The sequence below is a fragment of the Kribbella sp. CA-247076 genome (assembly GCF_050942445.1).
Classification (GTDB): Bacteria; Actinomycetota; Actinomycetes; order Propionibacteriales; family Kribbellaceae; genus Kribbella.
Genome location: NZ_CP192051.1, coordinates 6,254,209 through 6,276,333 on the forward strand (window position 1 = coordinate 6,254,209; position 22,125 = coordinate 6,276,333).

The window sequence follows — 22,125 nt, forward strand, 5'->3', positions numbered from 1 at the left end:
AGCGGCGCGACCCCCGAATCACAGGCCCTTTGCCCACTTCGTGAGACGCCTGTTCATACAGTGGATGGAATGGCCCACCAGATCGGCCCGCGAATGGACCACCGTCCGGGCCGCGAGGATCGCCTAGCGTGAGCTCCATGAGGATCTTTCTCGCCGGCGCGACCGGTGTGGTCGGGCGCCTGCTCGTGCCCCTCCTGCTCGCCGACGGTCACGAGGTCACCGCACTCACCAGACGTGACCCGGCCGCCCTCCGCGACCGCGGCGTGACAGCGGTCGCGGGGGACGTGTACGACGCGGACGCGCTGCGCGGCGTGGTCGCGGCGGCCCGGCCGGACGTCGTGATGCACCGACTGACCGACCTGGGTACGCGCGACTTCGCCGGCAACCTGCGGATCCGCCGGGTGGGCACCCGGAACCTGGTCGACGCCGCCCTCGCCGCGGGCGTCCGCAAGGTGATCTCGCAGAGCATCGCCTGGGCCTACGAGCCGGGCGACGAACCGGCCGCCGAGGCAACGCCGCTGGATCTCGCCGCACCCGACGAAGGCCGCCGCGCGATGGTCGAGGCGGTGGCACGGCTCGAGGACATCACCGCGGAGGCGCCGGAGTGGGTCGTACTGCGCTACGGGTTGTTCTACGGCCCAGGCACCTGGTACACCAAGGCCGGCCTGATGGCTGATACCGGCAACCTGCCCACCGGGCCGGACCTCACCAGCTTCCTCCACGTCGAGGACGCCGCGCTCGCCGCCGTCCAAGCGCTCGACTGGCCGACCGGACCGGTCAACGTCGTCGACGACGACCCGGCGTCGGCCGACACCTGGGCGCCAGTCTTCGCCGAGTCCGTCGGCGCCGTCACTCCCCCGCCAACCCGATCCGCACGCACCGCGTGGGCGCGTGGCGCCTCGAACGACTACGCCCGTACCCGGTTAGCGTGGACGCCCACCTACCCCAGCTGGCGTACCGGCTTCTTTGGTCGCCCGGGCTAACAGGAGAGCGCAGGCAACGACGCCGAGGACTATGGTCGCCAGGCCGGACGCGCCGAGCGTCGCCCGCGGACCGAGGGCTGTGGTCAGCGGTCCGCCGAGGGCTGTGCCGAGCGGGGACGCGGTGAGCAAGACCGAACTGCGGGCGGCGAGTACGGCGGCCAGATGCTGGGGCGGCGACTTGGCCTGGACCAGCGTCACCGAGAGGGGAACGAACGGACCGTAGATCGCGCCGCCGAGCATGAAGCAGACGACGGTGACGGCGACCGGCGCGTCGAAGCCGAAGGGCAGGAGCAGCAGTCCCCAGAGGACCACGATGGCCAGCGTGACCGGCCAGAGTGGAAGTTGCCGCAGCGCACCGACGGTGAGGCCGCCGAGGACCGCGCCGATGCCGAACAGCATCCAGTACAGACCGAGCAGCGTGCCCGGCGCGTCCAGGTCGTTGGTCACGTGCAGCGGCAGCGCGACCTCGACCGGGCCGTAGAGGAAGTTGAAGAACCAGGTCAGCGCCAGCAGCCCGAGCAGCTCGGGATGCGAGCGCAGGAACGCGAACACCCCTCGCGTCGCCGGGGTGGCCGTCTCGTCCACAGCCGGGCGCGACGCGGGCAGCCGGATGCTGAGCACGACCACGGCGAGGAACACGTACGTCAGCGCGTCCAGGCCGATCACCAACGCCGAGCTGACGTAGGTGACCAGCACGCCAGCGATCGCGGGACCGGCGATCGTGGCCGCGAAGTTGAGCGAGCTCACGAGCGTGTTCGCCGCGAGCCGTTGGTCCTCGGGCAGCAGCTCGGCCATCAGGGTGTACATGGCCGCGCTGCCCCATGCGTGCAGCAACGACGAGACGGCGAGCAGTGCGACGTACACCTGCGGTGACAGCACCCCGGTTGCCCAGGCCACGGGGACGGCGCCGAGGACGACGCCGCGGACGAGGTTGTCGGCGAGCAGGATCCGCCGCGGTGGCAGGCGGCGCAGCCGGCGGCCGAGCAGGAGCGCGCCGACGACGCCCGGCAAGGTGTACGCCGCGACCGCGCCACCGACCCACAGGCCCTCGGTCGCCTCCGGGGCGAGCTCGATCGCGAGCCACGCGACCGCGACGAAGCTCATCCCGTCACCGAGGTACGAGACCGCGAAGCCGAGGATCAGCCGCCGGAGCACCCGGTGCGCGAGGACCGGGCGGTACGCGGCGGGGACGAGACGTCGGATCATGACGCCGACCCTATGCGCGGCGTACTCCGGGTGGCTTCTTCATTCCTGACGGGGTGCGTGATTCCTGACGGGGTGCGTGGACAGCGATCGGGCCCGAGCGCCTCGGAGGGGGTAGGAGGCGCCGGGCCCGATCGGTTGCGGTCCGCTGCAGCGGGGGGAGTAGCGCTGGGGTCAGCGGACCGGGCCGGTGATGAGTTCGATGGTTGCTTTGTGCTGCTGTCCGGTCTGGTCGACCCAGCCGACCTCGACCTTGTCGCCGGGATGCTGCTTGTCCAGCAGCTCCGACAGGGTGTCGGGCGACTCGACCGGTTCGCCGGCGAACGAGGTGATCACGTCGCCGGGCTCGATACCGGCGTCGTCGGCCTGGCCGTCCGCGAGCACGTCGCCGACCGCTGCGCCCCTGATGCCGGCGGCGGTGCCGGCGTCCGGGACGACCGAGACGCCGAGCATGGCCGACTCGCCGATGTGCACGGTGTCGGAGGCCTTGCCGTCCTCGATCTGATCGGCGATCGCCATCGCCTCGTTGATCGGGATCGCGTACCCCTCGGTCGTGGTCTGCCCCTGCCCATTGCCCGACCCACCGCCGTTGGGGTTGCCGTTGCCGTCGGGGTAGCCATTGCCCGAGCCGTCGCCGTAGCCGGGGCTTGATCCGTTGCCGGAGCCCGGGCCGAAGCCGGGGCCGCCGTACTGCCCGTTCCCGTCGCCGTACGCCGTGCTGGACGCGGCGGTCCGGCCGGGGCTGCCACTGTTGGCGACGGAGCCGGCTGTGTCGACGCCGATGACCTCGCCGGACGCGTTCGCCAGCGGTCCGCCCGAGTCGCCGGCCTGGATGTTCGCGTTGGTCTGGATGAGATTGCTGAGGTCCTCGGGGTCCTGCCCGTTCGCGTCGGTCGCGGTGATCGACTGGTCCAACGCGGTCACCTCTCCGGGCGCGTAGCTCGGCGTACCGCCGTCACCGCCCGCGTTGCCGATCCCCACTACCTGGTCGCCGACCTCGACCTCGTCCGAGTCACCGATCTTCGCGGTCTGCAGCCCGGACGCGTCCTTCAGCTGGAGTACGGCGATGTCGTGGTCCTCGTCGTACCCGACCACACTCGCGGTGTACGTCTTGCCGTTGCCGACATTCGTCACCGAGATCGAGGTCGCCCCCTCGATCACGTGGTGGTTGGTGAGCACCTCGCCGTCCGAGGTCAGCACGATCCCGGTCCCGGCCGCCTTCTCACCCTCGTACCCGAGCACGGTGTTCACGTTCACCAGGCCCGGCGACACCTGCGCCGCGACCGCGGCCGGGTCGAACTGGTGCTGTGCGAGCTGCGAGCCGGCGCCCGTCCGCGCATCGATGCCCCAGGCAACCGATCCGGCGACCAGCGCGGCCGCGAGCCCGAGCGCCCCGGCGCCGAGCAACCGCCGACCGCGCCGCTTCGGCGGCTTCTGCGGCCCACCGTAGGGCGCGTAGCCAGGGTACGGCGGATACGGCGCCCCCATGTACTGCGGCCCGGCGTGCTGCGGACCGGCGTGCTGCGGACCGGCGTGCTGCGGTCCGCCGTGTCCTGGACCGCCGTACTGCGGACCGCCGTGTCCTGGACCGCCGTACTGCGGACCGCCGTGTCCCGGACCGCCGTACTGCGGACCGGGACCGTGGTGTCCGAAGCCTTTGTGCCCAACTCCCTGCCGACCCGCGTTGTCGTTCATTCCCGTGCCCTCCTAGGCCAGTTCCTCCTGCCTTCGAGTAGAGCGCGCGAGACTGAGAACTCCATCGGGCGATCCAATGAGTTGGCTGAGAATCACCCGTGTCCTACGCCACATCGTCAGCCGGCCACCAATCGCCGGACCGCCTCGACGACGGCTGCCCGGCGGGCGGCCCGGCCCGGGACCGACGCGCCGTACTCCGGGTTCATCGACGACCAACTGGTCGCGACGGCCTGGAGCAGCGCGAGCAGCTCGGCCGGCGTGAAGTCTCCCGGCACGACACCGGACCGCTGGGCCTGCCGGAGCTCGGCCAGGCGGTTCTTGTTGACGGCAACGATCGCCGCCAGCGCGGAGCCTTCGGGCCGCTCGAGGCGGTACCACACGTTCAGCCGCTGGTGCTCCGGATTCTTCTCGAAGTAGTCGAAGACGCGGCCGGCGTACGCCGGAAGGTCGGCGGTGTCGAACCCGACGTCGGCCAGATACCGGTCGACGGCGGCCGTGTAGACCGCGTCGAACAGCCCGTCCTTGCTGCCGAAGTACGCGTACAGCATCGCCTTGTTGCAGCCGGCGATCTCGGCGATCCGGTTCACCCGGGCACCGGCGATCCCTCTGGCGGCGAACTCCTCGGTGGCGGCCGCCAGGATCCGCGTCCTGGTCCGCTCGGCGTTCCTCTGCATGTCACCAGGATACCGCGGGAATTATCCAACCAGTTGGTTAGTTAGCATCGGTATGAACAACGACATCTGGCTCATCACCGGCAGTTCGCGCGGGCTCGGCCGCGCCCTCACCGAGGCGGTCCTGGCCGCCGGCCACCGGGTGGTCGCCACCGCCCGCCAACCCGGGCAACTCGACGATCTGGTCCAGCAGTACGGCGACCGGATCCGCGCGATCGCCCTGGACGTCACCGACGCGGCCGCCGCGGAAGCCGCCGTACAGACCGCGGTGGACACCTTCGGCAGGCTCGACGTGGTCGCGAACAACGCCGGCTACGCGAACAGCGCCTCGATCGAGCACACCACGGACGCGGACTTCCGCGCGCAACTCGAGACCAATCTGTTCGGCGTCGTCAACGTCACCAAGGCCGCGCTACCGGTGTTCCGGCGGCAGCGCGGCGGCCACTTCCTGCAGTTCTCCTCGATCGGCGGCCGGGCCGGCGGTACGCCGGGCATGGGCGCCTACCAGACCGCGAAGTACGCGGTCGAGGGGTTCTCGCAGGTGCTGAGCAACGAGGTCGCGCCGTTCGGCGTCAAGGTGACGATCATCGAGCCGGGCGCGTTCCGGACCGACTGGGGCGGTACGTCGATGACGCTGGCGCCGGTGGATCCGGACTACGACGCGACCGTCGGCGCGATGAACCGGTACCGCCTGGAGACCGACGGCAAGCAGCCCGGCGACCCGGCCAAGGCGGCCCGGGCGATCCTGGACATCGTTGCCCTCGACAACCCACCACTGCGGCTGCTGCTCGGCAAGGACGCCCTGACGCACGCCGACCAGGCGTCCCGCTCCCGCGCCGAGGAGGCCGCCGCCTGGGCCCACCTCACCACCTCGACCGACTACTGAATCACCCATCGGCATTTCGACAGGAGGTAGTCGGTTGGCGAGGGACGACACGCCGCAGGAAAGCGGTTGTCGCCGTCGAGGCCCGGGATACCTCCTGTCGAGCTGCACCTAGTGCGGCTAGCGGTCCACCGGCACCGCGGCGGCCAGGCGGGCAGTCAGCGTGCTGAGGTGGGTGATCAGCTCGGGCGGGGACACGACCTGGAACGGGTGGCCTAGGAGAGCGATGTAGAGGACGAGCTCGTCCAGGGAGTTCGAGCCGGTGTCGATCTGGGTCGTCCGGGCGTCGATCGGGGTGACGGTCGCGACGCTCGGCGCCAGGCGGTCGGCGATCTGCTCGGCGGGCGCCTGGACGACGAAGCGCGCCTGGTAGCGGTAGCCGCCGGAGGCGACGCCGCGTGCCGTGCTGTCCAAGTCGGGGACCTCGCGGGGCGCGAAGCGTGGTCCGGTCGGGATGCGTGGTTCGACCCGGTCGAGGCGGAACGTTCGCCAGTCCTCGCGGTCGATGTCCCAGGCGACCAGGTACCACCGCCGGCCGGTGTGCACGAGCCGGTGCGGCTCCGTCGTCCGGACGGTCGACGTACCGTCGTGGCTGCGGTAGTCGAATCGCAGCCGCTGCCGATCGCGGACCGCTGCCGCGACCGCGAGCAACACCTCCGGCTGCACCACGGCTCCACCGGATGGCGTGACCGCGACCTCCTCGAACAGCTTGATCCGGTGCCGCAGCCGGGACGGGAGCACCTGCTCCAGCTTCGTCAGCGCCCGGACCGACGACTCCTCGATCCCGGCCACACTCCCGGTCGCGGCCGCGCGCAACCCGATCGCGACCGCGACCGCCTCATCGTCGTCCAGGAGCAACGGCGGCAGCGCCGTCCCCGCGCCGAGGCGGTAGCCGGCCACTCCGGGTACGGCGTCGACCGGGTAGCCGAGGTTGCGCAGCTTGTCGACGTCACGGCGGACGGTACGCACTCCGACCCCGAGCTCCGTCGCGAGCGCGGCCCCGCTCCACTCGCGAGGCAACTGCAACAGGGACAGCAGCTTGAGCAACCGTGCGGACGTTTCGAGCATGGAACAAGTTTGTCAGCAAGCTAGGACTGAAGCTGTCCTAACCAACTGACACAGTGGAACCATGATCAAGCCCTTCAGCATCGACATCCCGCAGAGCACGCTCGACGACCTGGCGAACCGGCTGGCGAACACCCGGCTGCCGGCCGCGCTTCCCGGTGACGACTGGGACACCGGCGTACCGGTCTCCTGGCTGTCCGGTCTGGTGGACTACTGGCGGGACGAGTACGACTGGCGCAAGGCCGAGGCGGAGCTGAACGCGTTCCCGCATTTCACCACCACCATCGACGGTCAGCAGATCCACTTCCTGCACGTGCGGTCGGCCGAGCCCGGCGCGCTGCCGCTGATCCTCACCCACGGCTGGCCGGGGTCGATCGTCGAGTTCCTGGACGTGATCGGCCCGCTGACCGATCCGGTTGCGCACGGCGGGGACGCCGCAGACGCGTTCCACGTGGTCGTCCCGTCCCTGCCCGGCTTCGGCTTCTCCGGTCCGGTCGGCGACAGCGGCTGGTCGACCGACCGCGTCGGCCGGGTCTGGGCCGAGCTGATGAGCCGGCTCGGGTACGAGCGGTACGGCGTCCAGGGCGGGGACATCGGCGCGGCGGTCTCACCCGAAGTGGCCCGGGCGGACAAGGAGCACGTCGTCGGCGTCCACGTGAACGGCGGTCCGGACCTGCCGCCGTTCCCACTGCCGGACGAGGAGCTGAAGACCCTCACTCCGCTCGAGCAGGACCGGATCGCCCGGATCGGGACCTTCATGCAGGAGGAGTTCGGCTACATCGCGATCCAGTCGACCCGTCCGCAGACACTCGCGTACGGGCTGGTCGACTCGCCGGTCGGGCAGCTCGCCTGGATCATGGACAAGTTCCGGGCCTGGACCTACCCGGCGCAGACCCCGCCCGAGGACATCGTCGGCCGGGACCGGCTGCTCACCAACGCGATGCTCTACTGGCTGACCGGGACGGCCGGGTCGGCGGCGTACGTCGGGTACGCGCAGCAGCAGGCGTGGGGCGAGACCAAGGAGAACTCGGGTGTCCCGACGGCCGCGCTGATCCTGGCGCACGACGTCAGCATCCGCCGGTACGCCGAGCGCGAACACACCATCACCCGCTGGACCGACGTGGACCACGGCGGCCACTTCGCGGCCCTGGAGGAGCCGGAGCTGCTGGTGAGCGACGTCCGCGAGTTCTTCCGGACCCTCCGCTGACCGCTCCGGCGCCGCACGACCCGGAGCGCGTGGGATCAGCGCGCGGCCGGGCGCGCGTGAGGTCAGCGGCGCCGGTCGACCCGGAGCGCATGAGGTCAGCGGCGGGGTGGGACGCGGATGCGGGTGAGGTCGGCGGCGACGACGATCTCACCCGTGAACTCTGCGGCCGCCTCGTCGTGGAACGCCTGCGGATCCAGGTAGCGCTGCGAGAAGTGCGTGAGCACCAGCTTGCGGACGCCGCACTCCCGGGCGACCCGGGCCGCCTGGCGCGCGGTGAGGTGACCGAAGCGGCGGGCGAGCTCCGCCTCGGTGGACAGGTAGGTGGACTCGATCACGAGCAGGTCGGCCCGGTCGGCGAGCTTCAGCACGTTCTCGCAGAGCCGGGTGTCCATCACGAACGCGAAGCGCTGGCCGGCCCGCGGTTCGCTGACCTGCTCGATCGTCACCGTGCGGCCGTCGACCTCGATCGCGCCGGCCTGCTGCAGTTGCCCGATCGCCGGGCCGGCCACGCCGTACGCGGTGAGCTTGTCCGTCAGCATCCGCCGACCGTCCGGCTCGATCAGTTGGTAGCCGAAGGACTCGATCGGGTGCTCGAGGCGCCGGGCCCACAGCTGCCCGAACGATCCGACCGACAGCAGACCGTCCTCCTCGACCGGCTCCTCGAGCAGCTCGGCCCGCTCGTAGAACGACGCGGCGTACCGCAGATGGGTGAAGTAGGTCTGCCCCGACGCCGGGTAGTGCGCCCGGACGGGATGCGGTACGTCGTCCAGCGACAGCCGCTGGACGATGCCGGGAACGCCGAGGCAGTGGTCACCGTGGAAGTGGGTGACGCAGAGCCGGGTGATCGCGCCGGCCGCGACCCCGGCGTACAGCATCTGCCGCTGGGTGCCCTCCCCCGGATCGAACAGGAACCCTTCGTCGTCCCAGCGCAGGAAGTACCCGTTCTGCGTGCGTTCGCGCGACGGCACCTGGCTTCCGGTGCCCAGCACAACCAGTTCGCGCACCCGCCAACAGTAGCTAACGCAGTGCGTCCTCGAACGCGGTCAGGAACCGCTCCACCTCCGCGGACTCCCAGATCAGCGGCGGCCGGACCTTGAGCACTCCCCCACCGGGCCCGGTCGTTCCGACGAGTACGCCGTACTCTCGCAGCCGCTCGGCGAAACCGGCGGCGTCCGGCAGCTCGACGCCGACCATGAGCCCTTGTCCGCGGACTCCCGGGACGAGTGCCTCCAAGCCGGCCCGCAACTCCGCACCGACCTGACCGGAGCGCTCGACCAGGCCGGTCTGCTCGATCACGTCCAGCACCGTCAGCGCCGCGACGCACGAGACCGGGTTGCCGCCGAACGTACTGAAGTACTCGTCCACCTCGACGAACGCCTCGGCGATCTCTCGCCGGGTGATCAGCGCCGCGACCGGATGTCCGTTACCCATCGGCTTGCCGAGGGTCACGAAGTCCGGTGTCAGCCCGAAGTCCTGGAACCGCCACAAGTTCCGCCCACCGCGGCCGAACCCGGCCTGCACCTCATCCGCCAGGAACAGCCCGCCGCCGGCCCGGGCCTCGTCCTGCAACCCGTGCATGAACGCATCGGTCGGTGTCAGGATGCCCGCGCTGCTGAAGACCGTGTCGACCGCGAGCAACGCCAGGTCGTGCCCAGCCCGCCGCAGGTCCGCCCGCGCGGCCCGGACCCGCTCCACCGCCGCCCGCCCGTCGTCACCGGCGTTCCGTGGGGCCTCGAACACCGCGACGTGCGCCGGCCGCCGGTCGGCCGGGTAGGTGTTGGTCGAGAACGCCGCGGTCGCCTCGCTGACCCCGTGATAGGAGAGGTTGGCAACTATCGCACCACCGCGACCGGTCACCACCCGCGCCATCCGCCATGCCAGGTCGTTGGCCTCGCTACCGGAGTTGGCGAACACGCACGTGTCCAGCCCGTCCGGCATGGACGCCGTCAACCGTTCGGCCAGCTCGACCACGTTCGGATGCAGGTAGCGCGAGTTCAGATTGAGTACGGCGGCCTGCCGGGAGATCGCCTGGACGACGGCCGGGTGGGCGTGCCCGACCACCGGAACGTTGTTGTAGGCATCGAGATAGCGGCGGCCGTCCGCGGTGTGGAGATACGCACCTTCGCCCCGGACCACCTGGAGCGGGGAGCGGTAGAACAGTGGGGACAGCTGACCGCCGAGCGCCGACCGGCGTCGTCCCAGGAGGGTCGGATCGGGAGCCTGGGCCGAGGCGACCCGCGACGTGCCACACAGCCGGTGGAAGCGGCCGGCCAGTTCGGTGCGGTCGAGGTCCGCGAGCGCGTCGAGGACGCGCCAGCTTCCGGCGACCAGGCTGGTCAGGTACTCCTCGTTGTCCGGGTAGAGCGGGGCGCGCCAGGCCGAGATCAGCACGCTCGCCGCCGACCGGGCGAGCACGAGCTCGCCGATCAACGCGACCTCGGCGGGCACGAGTGGGAGCACCCGCTGGTACCCGTCCAGGAACCGGCCGGCGTCGGCCCAGAGGTCGTCCGACTCGCGCAGCAACGAGGTCAGGCTGATCGCGAGCTCCGCCACCCGGGCGGTGTGGTGCAGGTCGCCGAAGTCGATCACGCCGGTGATGCCGCCGTCCTGCAGGAGCACGTTGCTCAACGTCACGTCGCCGTGCAGCACGGAAGCGGGCAGGTGCCTGGTCGTCGCGTCGAGCCCTTCGAGGCGGTCGAGGAGCCGGTGCATCGGTGCGCGCCGGCGCTCGTCCGGCAGCCGGTCGGCGTACGGGCGCAAGGTGGTGACGATCCGTGGATCCCAGTCGAGCCGGCGGAACGCGGCCGGATGGCCGAAGCCTTGCAGGGCGCGGGTCAGCCGCGCGCTCACCGTCCCGAAGCCGGCCGCGAACCAGTCCGGCAGCGAGGTCAGGTCGGCGACGTCGCCGGGCATGACCGTCATCACCCGGACGAGGTGCCGCCGCCCGTCCTCGGCGTCGACCGTGACGACCGACCGGCCGTCGAGGCCGGTCAGGACCCGTGGGATCGGGAGGTCGGGATCGACCGCCTCGACGTGGTTCATCGCGGCGTTCTCCATCGCGATCTGGTCCGGATCGTCACCCGAGTTCGACACCTTGACCACGAGACGGCGACCGTCCGTCGCGACCGCGAGAAAATTCCGGTCACGTTCGCTGCGCAGGTCGGTGACCTCGGCGTCGATCCCGTACTCCGCGCGCAGCAACCGGGTGGCCGCCGTCAGGCCGACCGCAGGCGGATCTTCCAGCATGCTCGCCGTCCGCTCGGGGATGGTGTGCACCGCAACTCCTCTGCTCAAGGCGCTCTGAACTCCAAAGACGCCGCGGGCCCGTCGTACTCCAAGGCACGGATCGGGTGGTCATGGCCCGGATAGACGACGTCGGCGAGCCGCGCGACCCGCTCGACCGAGGCGTCGGCCTGCTCGCGGTCGTACCGCCGACCCGAGGCCCGGCGCGACCGCAACACCGCCAGCGTCGGTACGGCGTCCGCGGCCAGGACCGTCGTCTCGTCGCCCGCGACCACCAGTCCGATCGAACCCGGTGTGTGTCCCGGCAGCTCGATCACCGAGACCCCGGGAACGACCTCGTCCCCGTCGCCCGTCTCCCGGATCTTCAGGCCGGTCAGGATGGCTGCGGCCCACCGCGGCGTACCGAAGTCGGTGGCCGGCGGAGCGGCGAGGTTCCGCAGCTCGGCCGGGTGGACGAACACCTCGGCGTCGCGGAACAGGTCGGCGTTCTGGAGATGGTCCCAGTGCCCGTGCGACACCACGACCTTGCCGACGTCACCCGGCTCCAACCCGCGAGCCGCCAGCGCCTCCAGCAACCTCCGCCGCCGGCCGACATGCCCGAAGTCGAACACCACCCGCTCACCGCCACTCTCCACCAACAACACCGAGCAGAACGACGGATTGCCCTGAGGCGACGTGAGCGAGTACCCGTTCAGCAGCGGCATGACCGAGGGCATGGTTCTCCAGACGAGGTGGTGCAGCAGTGCCCCGCGGAGTTATGAGCACGCATCACGCGGGGCACTGCTGGATCAAGGGAGGACGAGCGGGCCGGCGTCGATCAGCAGGGACGGCACGACCACGCTGTCCATGAAGGTGGTGTCGCCGCACTCCCGGGTGTTGCCGACGGCAAGGACCGCGTTGAGTACGTCGTCCATCCGGAAGGTGAAGCGGACCTGCGGGTGCCAGGCGACCAGCTCACCGTTCTCTGCCCAATAGGTGCCGTCCCGGGTCGTGCCGGTGACGAGCGTCTGCTTGGGGTGCAGCGAGCGCAGGTAGTCGAGGCGGTTGACGACCAGACCGCTGCCGCACTCGGCCAGCAGCTCCTCGTCGGAGACGTCACCGGGCGCGAGCAGCAGGTTCGACGGGCTCGGATCGCCGCCGAAGCGCCAACCGTCCGGTACTGCGTGTCCAGTGGGCACTCCACCGGTGACGGCGGCACGCCGGCGGTCGGAGACGACACCGGTGAGTATGCCGCGGTCGATCAGCCGGGTGCACCGACGTACGTTGCCCTCGGCATCGAAGCCGCTGGGCAGGCCGTCGGTGTCGGAGCCGTCGTCGACCAGGGTGATCAGGTCGCTCACCACCTTCTCCCCCAGCCGGCCGGCCACGGCCGAGCGTCCGGTCGCGTAGCCGGTCGCGCCGAGGACGAAGTGCCCGTACGTCGCCATCAGCGTGATGACCGCCTGTGGTTTCAGCAGCACGCGGCATGGCCCGCGGTGGGCGTCCCAGGTCGGCAACGGCGTCAGCGCGGTCCGGAGCTGGTCCGGGATCTCGTTGACCGGCACCTGGTCGGCGTCGCGGTGCATGGCCCGGACGCTGACCGAGTTGTCGCCCTTCTTCGCGATCGCCTGGATGGCCGCCTTCGTCAACGTCTCGGCCCGGAACAACCCGTCCGAGTGCGCCACCACCCGATCCAGCACGTCGTACCGGATCGCCCCACCCAGCGTGGTCGAGGAGTCCAGCCCGTCTCGAACCGTGCTGAACCACCGATGCCGATCCGCCGGCTCGGCCTGGAGCACCGAGGGCCAAGCGACGACCCGCGGTGCTTCCTCCGGCAGCGCCGCACCGGGCGACTCGACGGCGATCGTTCCGGTGCGCGCGCCCGGCTCGCTCGGAGCCTGGGACGAGCGCGCCGGAGGTGAGGCGGGGAGATCGGCCAGTGCGGCGTTCAGGCGGTCGGCCAGCGTCTGCACCGCGGCCGGCTCGAGGGTTTCCAGGGAGCCGGCGGCGGAGCGGCCGTTGCGGGTGGTGCGGACCCGGACCCGCAGGCGGCGTTCGCTGTGCTGGGCGGTGATCTGGGACTCGGCGAAGCGGAGCAGGTCGGCGCGTTCACCGAGGACGTCGAGCCGGGTGCCCTCGCCGAGGATCTCCAGCGCCTGCTCGACCTGGGACTGTTCGATGCTCATCGACCGACCTGCACATTCCGGAAGCGACCGGGGACCGTGCCGTGACCGACGTGGGCCACCTGCAACGGCTCGCCCTTGTTGCAGGACGGAACGCCGTGCACCTTCCACTCGTCCGGCCCGCCGAGCGCGTCGAGACCGGCCCAGAACTGCGGCGTGACGCTCTGGTACGTGCAGTTCTTCAGCAGCCGGCCGACCTTCCCGTCGCGGATCTCCCAGCCGACCTCGGTGCCGAACCGGAAGTTCATCCGCTGGTCGTCGATCGAGAAGCCGCGGTTGGTGTCCACCAGGATCCCGCGCTTGGTGCCGGCGATCATCTCGGCCAGCGACGACTCCCCCGGCTCCAGACAGATGTTCGTCATCCGTACCAGTGGCAGCCGCTGCCAGCCGTCGGCCTTGGCCTGGCCGGTCGACTCCAGCCCGAGCGCGCCGGCCGACTCACGCCCGGACATGTAGCCGACGAAGATGCCGTCCTTCACCAGTTGCGTGCGCTGCGCCGGCACCCCCTCGTCGTCGTACCCGAAGGATCCGAGCGCACCGGGGATGGTCGCGTCGGCGTAAGCCGAGACCATGTCGGAGCCCCAACGGAAGGTGCCCCGGCGTTCCGGGGTGGCGTAGGTGCCGCCGGCCAGGCTGACCTCGGTCCCCTGCGCGCGGTCGGCCTCCATCGGGTGGCCGGCGCACTCGTGCAGCACCATCGCCAGTTGGTTGCTACCGGCAATCAGTGTGGTGATCTCGTCCGGGCACTGCGGTGCGGACAGCAGCGCGACCGCCTCGGCGGCGATCCTGGCCGCCTCACGGTCCAGCCCGAGGGAGATCACGTGCTCGTAGCCGGCGGTGGCGAAATCACCGCGCTGGCCTCTGATCTGCCGCGGCACCCCTTGCGGGAAGGACCGGCGCTGCAGGTCGTCACCGTCGCCGGCGTTGACCATCAGGCCGCCGCCGCTCTCGATCAGGGTCTGCTCGATCAGCGCGCCCTCGGTGTTCGCGAACACCTTCTCGTCGCGGTAGAAATCCATCGACGCCTCGATCTGCTGGACCAGCGGACCGGCGGTGGATGCCTCCTTCACCGTGGCCGCGAGCAGATCGAGCTTGCTGGACAGCGGCACCGTGAACGGGTCCACCTGCAGCGGTGAGCACCAGGTGTCGCGGGTCGTCACCGGCGATCCGAGCACGACCCGGCCACCTCCACCGGCGGCGCGGGCCTGGCCGACTGCCTGGCCGACGACCGCGTCGAGCCCCGGGCGGTCGAGTCGGTGGGTGGCGGCGAAACCCCACTGGCCGCCGATCAGCACCCGCAGTCCGAAGCCGGTCGAGTCGTCGTACCCGACCTCGCCGGGACCGTCGAGCTCGACCAGCACCTGCTCGTGCGTCCGCCGGACGACCCGGACGTCGCCGTACTGCACATCCGCCGGAAGGAGGCCGAGCACCGCCTCGGCAGTGTCGCGCATCACCGGTGAACCAGACACTTTCGGACCTCCGATTCGGAAGGGGGAACGGGCGCCTCGATCGGCACTGTAGCAGACACTACGAGATCCTGAGAAGACGTCATGGCTACTACAAACAACTCCGGCCCCACGCAACGCCGTGGGGCCGGAGGTCGAGCAGGGCAGGGAATCAGCGACGCTTGGGACGGACGTCGATCGCGAGGCTGATCGAGAACGCGACCACAATCGCGACCCCGCCGAGCAGCGTCAGCGCGGTGTCGCCGAGCAGGCCGGTAGCCATCGCCACCAGCGTGACGGCGAGGGCGAGCACCACCGCGACGGCGATCTTCCAGTCGTCGCCGATGACGAAGTCGTACCAGAACTGCCCGAAGGCCTTGAGAAACCTCATTTCTTCACCTCCACCGCGACCTCGGGGGCGGCCACCGGGGACGACGGCGTCCGCAGCACCGCGACGAAGATCCGGCTGAGCAGGAGCCACGCGACCAGCAGGACCAGGATCATCAGGTCGTGCCCGGGCCAGTCGATGCTCTCCCTGCCCTCGCGGAAGATGCCGAGACCCTCGACCGCCCAATAGGTTCCGAAGGACGCCAGCAGCAGGCCGACGCCGTACTTGAGCAGGTTCTCGTTGATCATCGACAGCGGGCGGCGGAGCGCGACCGCGACACCCAGGACGATCACCACGGCGGCGATCGCACCGAGGGCCGCGCCGGGGATGTTGCCGGCGTTCAGGCCGAAGGTGAGCACGATGAACACGACCTCCATACCTTCGAGGAAGACGCCCTTGAAGGACACCATGAACGCGAACAGGTCGAGGCCGGTCTTCGTCTCACCGGCCGCCTTGGCCGCGGCCACCTCCTCGCGGTAGATCGCGTCCTCGTCGTGGATCGCCTTGCGCCCGGACGACCTGAGTATTGCCTTGCGCAACCACTGCAACCCGAAGATCAGCAGCAGGCCGCCGATCGCCAGTTGCAGCGCCGACTCCGGCAGCCAGTTGGCCAGGGCGTAGCCGGCGGCCACAGTCACGACCGCGAGCGCGCCGAGGGCCGCGAACGTCCCGGCCAGCGCCGATTTCCAGCTCCGGGTGTACCCCATCGCCATCACGATCGTGGTCGCTTCCACCATCTCCACGAAACACGCGACGAACGTCGCGATGATCAACCCCCACGTTGCCGCATCCATCAGTCACTTCCTCATCCTAGATGAAACATATGCTGCACGAAACGATAGTTACGACGTTACGAAGGTGTCAACGGCGCGTGGGAACGGCTGTAAACGCCCCGATGAGGGCATGCCGAAGCACCCGAGGTGGTCGCCTCGGGTACTTCCGCGCAGAGGTCAGGCCAGCGCGGCCACCAGCGTGCTCGCGGAGATGTTGCCGCCGCAGGAGACGATCGCGACGCGTTGACCTTCGAGTTCGGTACGGCGGGCGCGGGCGGCGGCGAACGCCATCGCGGCGGACCCTTCGATCAACTGGTGCTCGGTGTCGATCACCATCCGCAGGGCGGCGCTGATCGCGTCCTCGCTCACCAGCACCCAGTCGTCCACGAGCTCACGGCACAGGTCGAAGGTGATGCTGCCCGGCTCGACGCTGCCCGCCGTACCGTCCGACAGCGTGTCCTGCGCGTCGACCAGGACGATCTCGCCGGCCCGTACGGACGCTGCCATCGCGTCGTCGCGGACCGGTGAGGCGCCGTACACCCGGATCCCGGGCAGGTGCTTCTTCAGCACGGCCGCGACCCCGCTGACCAGCCCGCCACCGCCGACCGCCACGAACACCGCGTCCAGTGGCTCGCCGGCCAACTGCTCGAGGATCTCCACCGCCACGGTGCCCTGCCCGGCCACGATGTCCGGGTCGTTGTACGGCGGCACGTAGGTGAGGTCGTGCTCGGCGGCGTACGCCCGGGCCTTGGGCTCGAGCACACCGGAATCGTTGCCCTCGGCATGGAGATCGAGGCCCAGCCGGCGGAGCGCGGCGACCTTGCTCGGCGACGCGTTCTCCGGCAGGTACACCAGGCCGCGGCCGCCGAGGGTGGCCAGCGCGTTGCCGACCCCGAGGCCGTGGTTGCCGGTCGAGGCGGTGACCACGCCACGTTCGCGCTGCTCGTCGGTCAGCGTCAGGATCTTCGCCATCGAACCACGCGCCTTGAACGAGCCGGTGCGCTGGAGGTGCTCGCACTTCACCAGCACCTCCGCCCCGAGCTCGTCGCTGAACGCCCCGAACCGCACGAACGGCGTGGGCGGCAGGTGCTCGCGCAGCTTCGGCGCGACCTGTTCGGACCGCTCGGCGGCCTCCGTGGGACTCAACGTCATGCAGTACTCCTATCCGGTTGCCACCGCGAGCTGGGCCCGGAGGCCGGCGCGCAGGGGGATACACATCGGCTTGCCGCTGACCGGGTGCGGGACGACCTTCGACTCCACCCCGAACACGTCGCGGATGATGTCGCAGGTGAACACGTCCGCCGGCGGTCCCTGGGTGACCAGGCTGCCGGACTTCATCACGAACACGTGGTCGGCGTACTCGGCCGCCATGTTGAAGTCGTGCAGCACCATCGCGACCGTCTTCCCCTGCTCCTCGTTGAGCTGGTGCAGCAGGTCGAGCACCTCCAACTGGTAGGCGACGTCCAGGTACGTCGTCGGTTCGTCCAGCAGGATCAAGTCCGTGCCCTGGGCCAGGCACAACGCGATCCACACTCGTTGACGCTGGCCGCCCGACAGCTGGTCCACGTGCTGGTGCCGCAGTTCCGCCGTACTGGTCACCGTCATCGCCCACTCGACCGCCTCCTTGTCGGCGGCGCTCGGCACCTTGAGCGAGGCCCGGTGCGGGTGCCGGCCGAACCAGACCAGGTCCTCGACCGAGATCGACTCGGGCGTGACCAGGACCTGCGGCAGGATCGCGAGCAGCCGGGCCACCTCCTTGGTCGGGGTCTCCTGAATCGACTTCCCGTCCAGGATCACACTTCCCTGCTGCGGGGGCAGCAGCCGGGCCAGCGCCCGCAGCGCGGTGCTCTTGCCCGATCCGTTCGGACCGATCAGCACGCTGACCTTCCCGTCCGGGATGGTCAGGGTCAGGTCCCTGGCGATGACGCGCTGGTCATAGGCGAGCTGGACGCCCTGTGCCTGCAGACGCATGGCGGTTCTCCTACTTTCCGGTCTTCACGAGCAGGTAGAGGAAGTACGGTCCGCCGACGACCGCTGTCACCAGGCCGGCGGGGATCTCGAGCGGCGGGGCGAGACCGCGGCCGAGCATGTCGGCGAAGATCATCAGCAGGACGCCGAACAGCGCGGCCGCCGGGATCGACGCGAGGTGCTTGCCACCTAACACCCGGCGGGCCATGTGCGGGGCGATCAGGCCGACGAAGCCGATCGTGCCGGACACCGCGACCGCCGCCGCGGCCAGCGCGACCGCGAACAGCAGCAGCATCCGCCGGGTCCGTTCGACCGGCTCGCCGAGACCGGCGGCCAGGTCGTCACCGAGCCCGAGGACGTCGAGTCGGCGGCTCCAGACCACGATCAGCGGGACGAGCACGAGCACCCAGGGCAGGATCTCCAGCACCGAGCTCATCGACCGGCCGAACAGGCTGCCGGTCAGCCAGATCAGCGCCGCGCTCACGTCGAGCGGGTTGCGCACCAGCAGGAACCGGATGCCCGCCTCGAAGGCCGCACTGACCGCGATCCCGACCAGGGCGATCCGGACCGGGGTGGCGCCGCGGCGATACGCGAGCAGGTAGACCAGCGCTGCTGCCGCGAGACCACCGACGAACGCCGCCGGCACGACGGCCACCACCGGCATCCCCGGGAGCGCGAGCAGCAAGAGCATGCCCGCGAACCCGGCGCCCTTGGTCACACCGACGACGTCGGGTGCCGCGAGCGGGTTGCGAATCACGCCTTGCATGACCGCGCCGGACACGCCCAGCGCGATCCCGACGAGCCACGCGAGCAGGACCCGCGGCAGCTGGAACTGCACGACGATCTGCGCGGCCTGGTCACTGGTGTTGCCGATCACCGCGTTGAACACGTCGGTCAACGACACGTCGGTCGCGCCGACGCTGAGACTGTAGAAGCTCAGCACGACCGCGAGTACGCCGAGCGATCCGATCAGGATGCCGGGATACCGCTGCGCCGGCGACGTACGCCGTACGTGCTGGGCGGCAATGACCGCACTCATGAGGTCACCTTCTGTCGACGGGCGAGGTAGACGAAGATCGGTGCGCCGAGCAGGGCCGTCACCACGCCGGCCGGGACTTCGAACGGCGGCTTGACGTACCGGGAGACGATGTCGGCGTACAGGACCAGCACACCGCCGGCCACGGCGCACAGCGGCAGCAGGACCGTGTAGCTGGAGCCGACCAGCCGGCGCAGGATGTGCGGGACGACCAGGCCGATGAACGCGACCGGGCCGGCCACGGACACCGCCGCACCGCACAGCACGATCACCAGCGCGGAGCCGAACATCCGGGTCCGCTCGACGTTCTGGCCGAGGCCGCGGGCCATGTCGTCACCGAGCGCCAGCAGGTTGAGCGACCGGGCCAACGCGAAGGCACCGAGCAGGCCCACCACGAGCCACGGCAGCAGGTTGCGGATGTCCTGCCAGCCGGCGAAGTTGACGCCGCCGACCAGCCAGAACAAAACGCTGTCGGTCGAGTTCTCGTCGAAGATGATCAGCACCTGCGTCAGCGAGATCAGCAGGCTGCTCGCCGTCACCCCGGCGAGCGCGAGCCGGACCGGACTGACCCGGCCTCGGCCCGAGCCGGCGAGCAGCATCACCGAGACGCCGGCCGCGGCCGCTCCGCCGAACGCCAGCAGGATCGTCGGCGCACCCGAGAGCGACGGCACGACGGTGATCGCGAGGACGACGACGAACACCGCGCCGGCGTTGACGCCCATGATCTCCGGCGCCGCCAGCGGGTTTGCGGCCACCGCCTGCATGAGCGCACCGGCCACCGCCAGGGCGGCGCCGACGCAGAGCGCCAGCACCACCCGGGGCAGCCGGATCGACTGGACGATCAGCTCGTCCGGCTCATCTGCCCGGAAGATTGCCCCCGGCAACCTGGTGAGCGAGATCTGCTGACTGCCGATCGCCAGGCCCCAGACCAGACCGGCTACGACCAGCACCAACAGCGCCAGCGTCACCCAGGTGACCCGCTGCTTGCTGGTGACGACCTTCGGAGGCTGCCGGTCCGCATCCGTCACCGGCTCGGCGACAGTGTCCACGGACATGGCCGGCTCACTTCCCGTAGAGGAGCTCGACGGCTTCCTGCGCGACGACCTCGGCGGCGATCAGACCTCGCGACCGGGACCACTCGTTCGGGTTGACGTCGAACGAGGCGTTGTTCTTCACCGCCGGGATCTCCTTCCACAGCGGGCTCTTCGCCCAGGTGTCGCGCAGCGTCGGGCCGTCGTTCGGGGCGATGAACATGACGTCCGGACTGGTGGCGACCAGCGTCTCCAGGGTCAGCGAGACCGACGCCTCCCCGGAGTCGTCCGGCAGCGGAGACCGGACGCCGATGGCCGCCAGCACACCCGGGGTGTAGGCCTTGGGCGGGAAGCCGGTGAAGCCCTTGTCCGAGGCGCGCACGAACAACGCCTTCCGGTCCTCCTCCGCGGGCGCCTTGGCCTTGAACTCCGCCATCAACTTCACGTGCTCACTGAGCCGGGACTTCATCTGGTCGCACTTGTTCAGCGCGATCGCGGTCGACATCTCGCTGTCCAGGACCTGCTGGTAGTTCCCGTTCAGGCTGGCGAAGGCGATCGTCGGCGCGATCTTGGCCAACTGGTCGTAGATCGCCTTGTGCCGGCCGCTGTCGGCGACGATCAGATCCGGCTTGAGCGCGGTGATCACCTGGATGTTCGGCGTGGCCCGAAGGCCGACCGACGTGTACTTGCCGACCTGGTCGCGCAGCGCGGGAATGATCCGCTCCGGCTGGTCGTCGTCGGCGACGCCGACCGGCGACATCCCGACCGCGACCAGGGCGTCGACGAAGGAGTACTCCAGCGCCACCACCTTGGCCGGGTCACCGGTGATCGTGGCGGTGCCCAGGTCGTGTTTGACGGTGCGGGCCGGTTTGCCGCACTGCTCGAGGTTGACGTCCGGGCTGACACCTTCGGCGGCCGCGGCGCGGTCGGCGTTCGGCGCCGCGCCGGTCGACGGCGTGGACGCGCCACCGCAGCCGGCCAGGACGGCCGCGGTGACGGTCAGGGCGAGGACGGCGACGGTACGCCGAGCCTTCGTGGCGGAGTGGGACATGGCACGTGCTCCTCGGAGTGAAGCGGGGTCATCGGGTGCCGGCGAGTGCGTGCGCCGGGCCGGGGACGTCGGGACGGTCGTCCGGACCGGGACCGTCGTACAGATTCCAGGGCGCCAGTTGGTAGCTGTTGCTGCACGGCAGGCCCGGGGTGAGGCGGTAGGTGCCAGTGGTCAGGTCGACCAGGCTGGACACGATGGTGGTGTAGCGGTTGAGCTCGTGCCGGCGCGGATCGACGTGCTGGCAGACGGCGTCGGGATGGCCGAAGTGGTCGCTCATCGTGTCCTGCACGATGCTCGCGACCGCCTCGTCGGAGGTGCCGTCGTGGCGGACCCTCGCGAGGCCCTCCTCGACGCGCGGCACCCGGTAGAGCGAGTCCACCGAGAACGGCTGGTAGCTGTCCTCGAGCTGAGGTGGGACGAAGGCCTGGAAGTGGTTGCCGTGCACCAGCAAGCCGTCGGTCGGGTACATCCAGGCGTTCCGGCCGGGGGTGGTCTCGACGTCGATGGCGAAACCGTCCCGGTGGGTGAGCAGGAGGTTGCTGGACAGGGACTGCCGGGCGTCGAAGACCGCCTTCAGCGCTTCGTGGAAGTCCCAGCTCTCGAGGATCCGGCGGCGGACGAACGCGCCCGGCACACCGAGCCCGGTGCCGAAGCCGGCGCCGAGACCGTTCGCGTTCAGTGCGATGCCGGCCGAGTTCGCGCCGTGCCGCCCGACCTGACCGGCCTCGACGTGGCAGATGATCGTCGGCTTGCCCGGCTGCGCGATCCGGAGGGCGACGACGGTGTCGGCGACTCCGGCCCACAGGTCCCAGTTCTGGCCGGCCCAGACCCGCCCGAGCGGGTTGGCGGCGGGCAGGATCGCGAACGACGTACAGCCCTCGTCCTCGGTGGGGTCGCCACCCGGCCCAGCGGTGGAAGGGGAGGAGGCGCTGGGCCGGGTGGGGGTCTCGAACGGATTGCCGCGGGTCAGCTCACCGCGGCTGTTGAGCGCGACGATCTCCTCGAAGCGGTGGCCGGAGCCGTCGGCGATCCCGCGCAGCTCGGCCACGATCTCCGGCAGGTAGGCCTCGATGATCGGCACCCAGTCGCGGGCCCGGTCCTGCACCTCGGGCCAGGACAGCCCGGTCTTGTGGGCGACGGACTGGGTGTAGAAGGCCACCGAGGCGGCGATCCGGGCCCGCGCCGCTTCGCCGTACTGGCGACCGCGTTCGCGCGGATCCGCTGCCGAGATGTCGATCGTGTCGATCACGGTGGCTCCTGAGCTGGACGGGTCGGGTGAACCGCTGGTTCGTTGTGTTCACTACGAATATTCACTTGACGG

Annotated in this window: 20 protein-coding genes; 3 read left to right on the forward strand and 17 right to left on the reverse strand. The window is 70.3% G+C overall.

The features are described 5' to 3' along the window. The first annotated feature begins 137 nt into the window (after window positions 1-137). Window positions 138-983, forward strand: coding sequence for an NAD-dependent epimerase/dehydratase family protein (locus tag ACQPYZ_RS29645; RefSeq protein WP_433161880.1), 846 nt, complete (start codon window positions 138-140; stop codon window positions 981-983). On the opposite strand, the gene ACQPYZ_RS29650 is transcribed toward ACQPYZ_RS29645, so the two are convergent. The 3 genes from ACQPYZ_RS29650 to ACQPYZ_RS29660 form a co-directional block, all read right to left on the reverse strand. Then, the gene (locus ACQPYZ_RS29650) at window positions 924-2,189 is read right to left on the reverse strand and encodes an MFS transporter (protein ID WP_433161881.1); all 1,266 of its coding nucleotides are present in this window, start codon (window positions 2,187-2,189) and stop codon (window positions 924-926) included. The two genes, ACQPYZ_RS29645 and ACQPYZ_RS29650, sit on opposite strands and share 60 nt — an antisense overlap. 171 nt (window positions 2,190-2,360) lie before the next feature. Continuing rightward, on the reverse strand, window positions 2,361-3,881 hold the full coding sequence (locus tag ACQPYZ_RS29655) for a S1C family serine protease (protein WP_433161883.1): 1,521 nt from the start codon (window positions 3,879-3,881) through the stop codon (window positions 2,361-2,363). Window positions 3,882-3,997: 116 nt separating this feature from the next. Further along, on the reverse strand, window positions 3,998-4,555 hold the full coding sequence (locus ACQPYZ_RS29660; RefSeq protein ID WP_433161885.1) for a TetR family transcriptional regulator: 558 nt from the start codon (window positions 4,553-4,555) through the stop codon (window positions 3,998-4,000). Window positions 4,556-4,607: 52 nt separating this feature from the next. On the opposite strand from ACQPYZ_RS29660, the gene ACQPYZ_RS29665 reads away from it, so the two are divergent. Then, on the forward strand, window positions 4,608-5,438 hold the full coding sequence (locus ACQPYZ_RS29665) for an oxidoreductase (RefSeq protein ID WP_433161886.1): 831 nt from the start codon (window positions 4,608-4,610) through the stop codon (window positions 5,436-5,438). A gap of 117 nt (window positions 5,439-5,555) precedes the next feature. On the opposite strand, the gene ACQPYZ_RS29670 is transcribed toward ACQPYZ_RS29665, so the two are convergent. Continuing rightward, the gene (locus ACQPYZ_RS29670; protein ID WP_433161888.1) at window positions 5,556-6,503 is read right to left on the reverse strand and encodes a helix-turn-helix transcriptional regulator; all 948 of its coding nucleotides are present in this window, start codon (window positions 6,501-6,503) and stop codon (window positions 5,556-5,558) included. 61 nt (window positions 6,504-6,564) lie between these two features. On the opposite strand from ACQPYZ_RS29670, the gene ACQPYZ_RS29675 reads away from it, so the two are divergent. Then, complete coding sequence (locus ACQPYZ_RS29675) at window positions 6,565-7,707, forward strand: epoxide hydrolase family protein (protein ID WP_433161889.1); 1,143 nt, start codon at window positions 6,565-6,567, stop codon at window positions 7,705-7,707. 95 nt (window positions 7,708-7,802) lie between these two features. On the opposite strand, the gene ACQPYZ_RS29680 is transcribed toward ACQPYZ_RS29675, so the two are convergent. From ACQPYZ_RS29680 to ACQPYZ_RS29740, 13 genes are all read right to left on the reverse strand, one after another. Further along, window positions 7,803-8,711 carry a ribonuclease Z gene (locus ACQPYZ_RS29680; protein WP_433161891.1) on the reverse strand — a complete coding sequence of 303 codons (909 nt, stop codon included), beginning with the start codon at window positions 8,709-8,711 and terminating at the stop codon, window positions 7,803-7,805. Window positions 8,712-8,724: 13 nt separating this feature from the next. Then, a complete protein-coding gene (locus ACQPYZ_RS29685; RefSeq protein ID WP_433161892.1) occupies window positions 8,725-10,983 on the reverse strand; it encodes an aminotransferase class III-fold pyridoxal phosphate-dependent enzyme in 2,259 nt (752 codons plus the stop codon). Window positions 10,984-10,997: 14 nt separating this feature from the next. Beyond that, window positions 10,998-11,666 carry an MBL fold metallo-hydrolase gene (locus tag ACQPYZ_RS29690; protein ID WP_433161894.1) on the reverse strand — a complete coding sequence of 223 codons (669 nt, stop codon included), beginning with the start codon at window positions 11,664-11,666 and terminating at the stop codon, window positions 10,998-11,000. Between the two features lie 72 nt (window positions 11,667-11,738). Further along, entirely contained in the window at window positions 11,739-13,115 is a 1,377-nt protein-coding gene (locus tag ACQPYZ_RS29695) for a metallopeptidase TldD-related protein (RefSeq protein WP_433161896.1), read from the reverse strand. Next, window positions 13,112-14,563: a TldD/PmbA family protein gene (locus tag ACQPYZ_RS29700; protein ID WP_433161898.1), complete on the reverse strand. Its 1,452-nt coding sequence runs from the start codon at window positions 14,561-14,563 to the stop codon at window positions 13,112-13,114. The genes ACQPYZ_RS29695 and ACQPYZ_RS29700 overlap by 4 nt, the downstream gene beginning before the upstream one ends. Before the next feature lie 166 nt (window positions 14,564-14,729). Beyond that, window positions 14,730-14,948, reverse strand: coding sequence for a hypothetical protein (locus tag ACQPYZ_RS29705; RefSeq protein WP_433161899.1), 219 nt, complete (start codon window positions 14,946-14,948; stop codon window positions 14,730-14,732). Next, window positions 14,945-15,739: a COG4280 domain-containing protein gene (locus tag ACQPYZ_RS29710; RefSeq protein WP_433161901.1), complete on the reverse strand. Its 795-nt coding sequence runs from the start codon at window positions 15,737-15,739 to the stop codon at window positions 14,945-14,947. Before ACQPYZ_RS29710 ends, ACQPYZ_RS29705 begins: the two co-directional genes overlap by 4 nt. 156 nt (window positions 15,740-15,895) lie before the next feature. Next, on the reverse strand, window positions 15,896-16,870 hold the full coding sequence (locus ACQPYZ_RS29715) for a threonine/serine dehydratase (RefSeq protein ID WP_433161902.1): 975 nt from the start codon (window positions 16,868-16,870) through the stop codon (window positions 15,896-15,898). Window positions 16,871-16,879: 9 nt separating this feature from the next. Beyond that, on the reverse strand, window positions 16,880-17,689 hold the full coding sequence (locus tag ACQPYZ_RS29720) for an ABC transporter ATP-binding protein (RefSeq protein WP_433161903.1): 810 nt from the start codon (window positions 17,687-17,689) through the stop codon (window positions 16,880-16,882). Window positions 17,690-17,699: 10 nt separating this feature from the next. Beyond that, window positions 17,700-18,725, reverse strand: a complete 1,026-nt coding sequence (locus ACQPYZ_RS29725; protein ID WP_433161905.1) for a FecCD family ABC transporter permease — start codon at window positions 18,723-18,725, stop codon at window positions 17,700-17,702. After that, a complete protein-coding gene (locus ACQPYZ_RS29730) occupies window positions 18,722-19,777 on the reverse strand; it encodes a FecCD family ABC transporter permease (protein WP_433161906.1) in 1,056 nt (351 codons plus the stop codon). Before ACQPYZ_RS29730 ends, ACQPYZ_RS29725 begins: the two co-directional genes overlap by 4 nt. Window positions 19,778-19,784: 7 nt before the next feature. Then, window positions 19,785-20,804, reverse strand: a complete 1,020-nt coding sequence (locus tag ACQPYZ_RS29735) for an ABC transporter substrate-binding protein (RefSeq protein ID WP_433161907.1) — start codon at window positions 20,802-20,804, stop codon at window positions 19,785-19,787. 28 nt (window positions 20,805-20,832) lie between these two features. Then, window positions 20,833-22,053 (reverse strand): C45 family autoproteolytic acyltransferase/hydolase, encoded by a 1,221-nt coding sequence (locus ACQPYZ_RS29740; protein ID WP_433161908.1) that lies wholly within the window; start codon window positions 22,051-22,053, stop codon window positions 20,833-20,835. Window positions 22,054-22,125 lie beyond the last annotated feature (72 nt).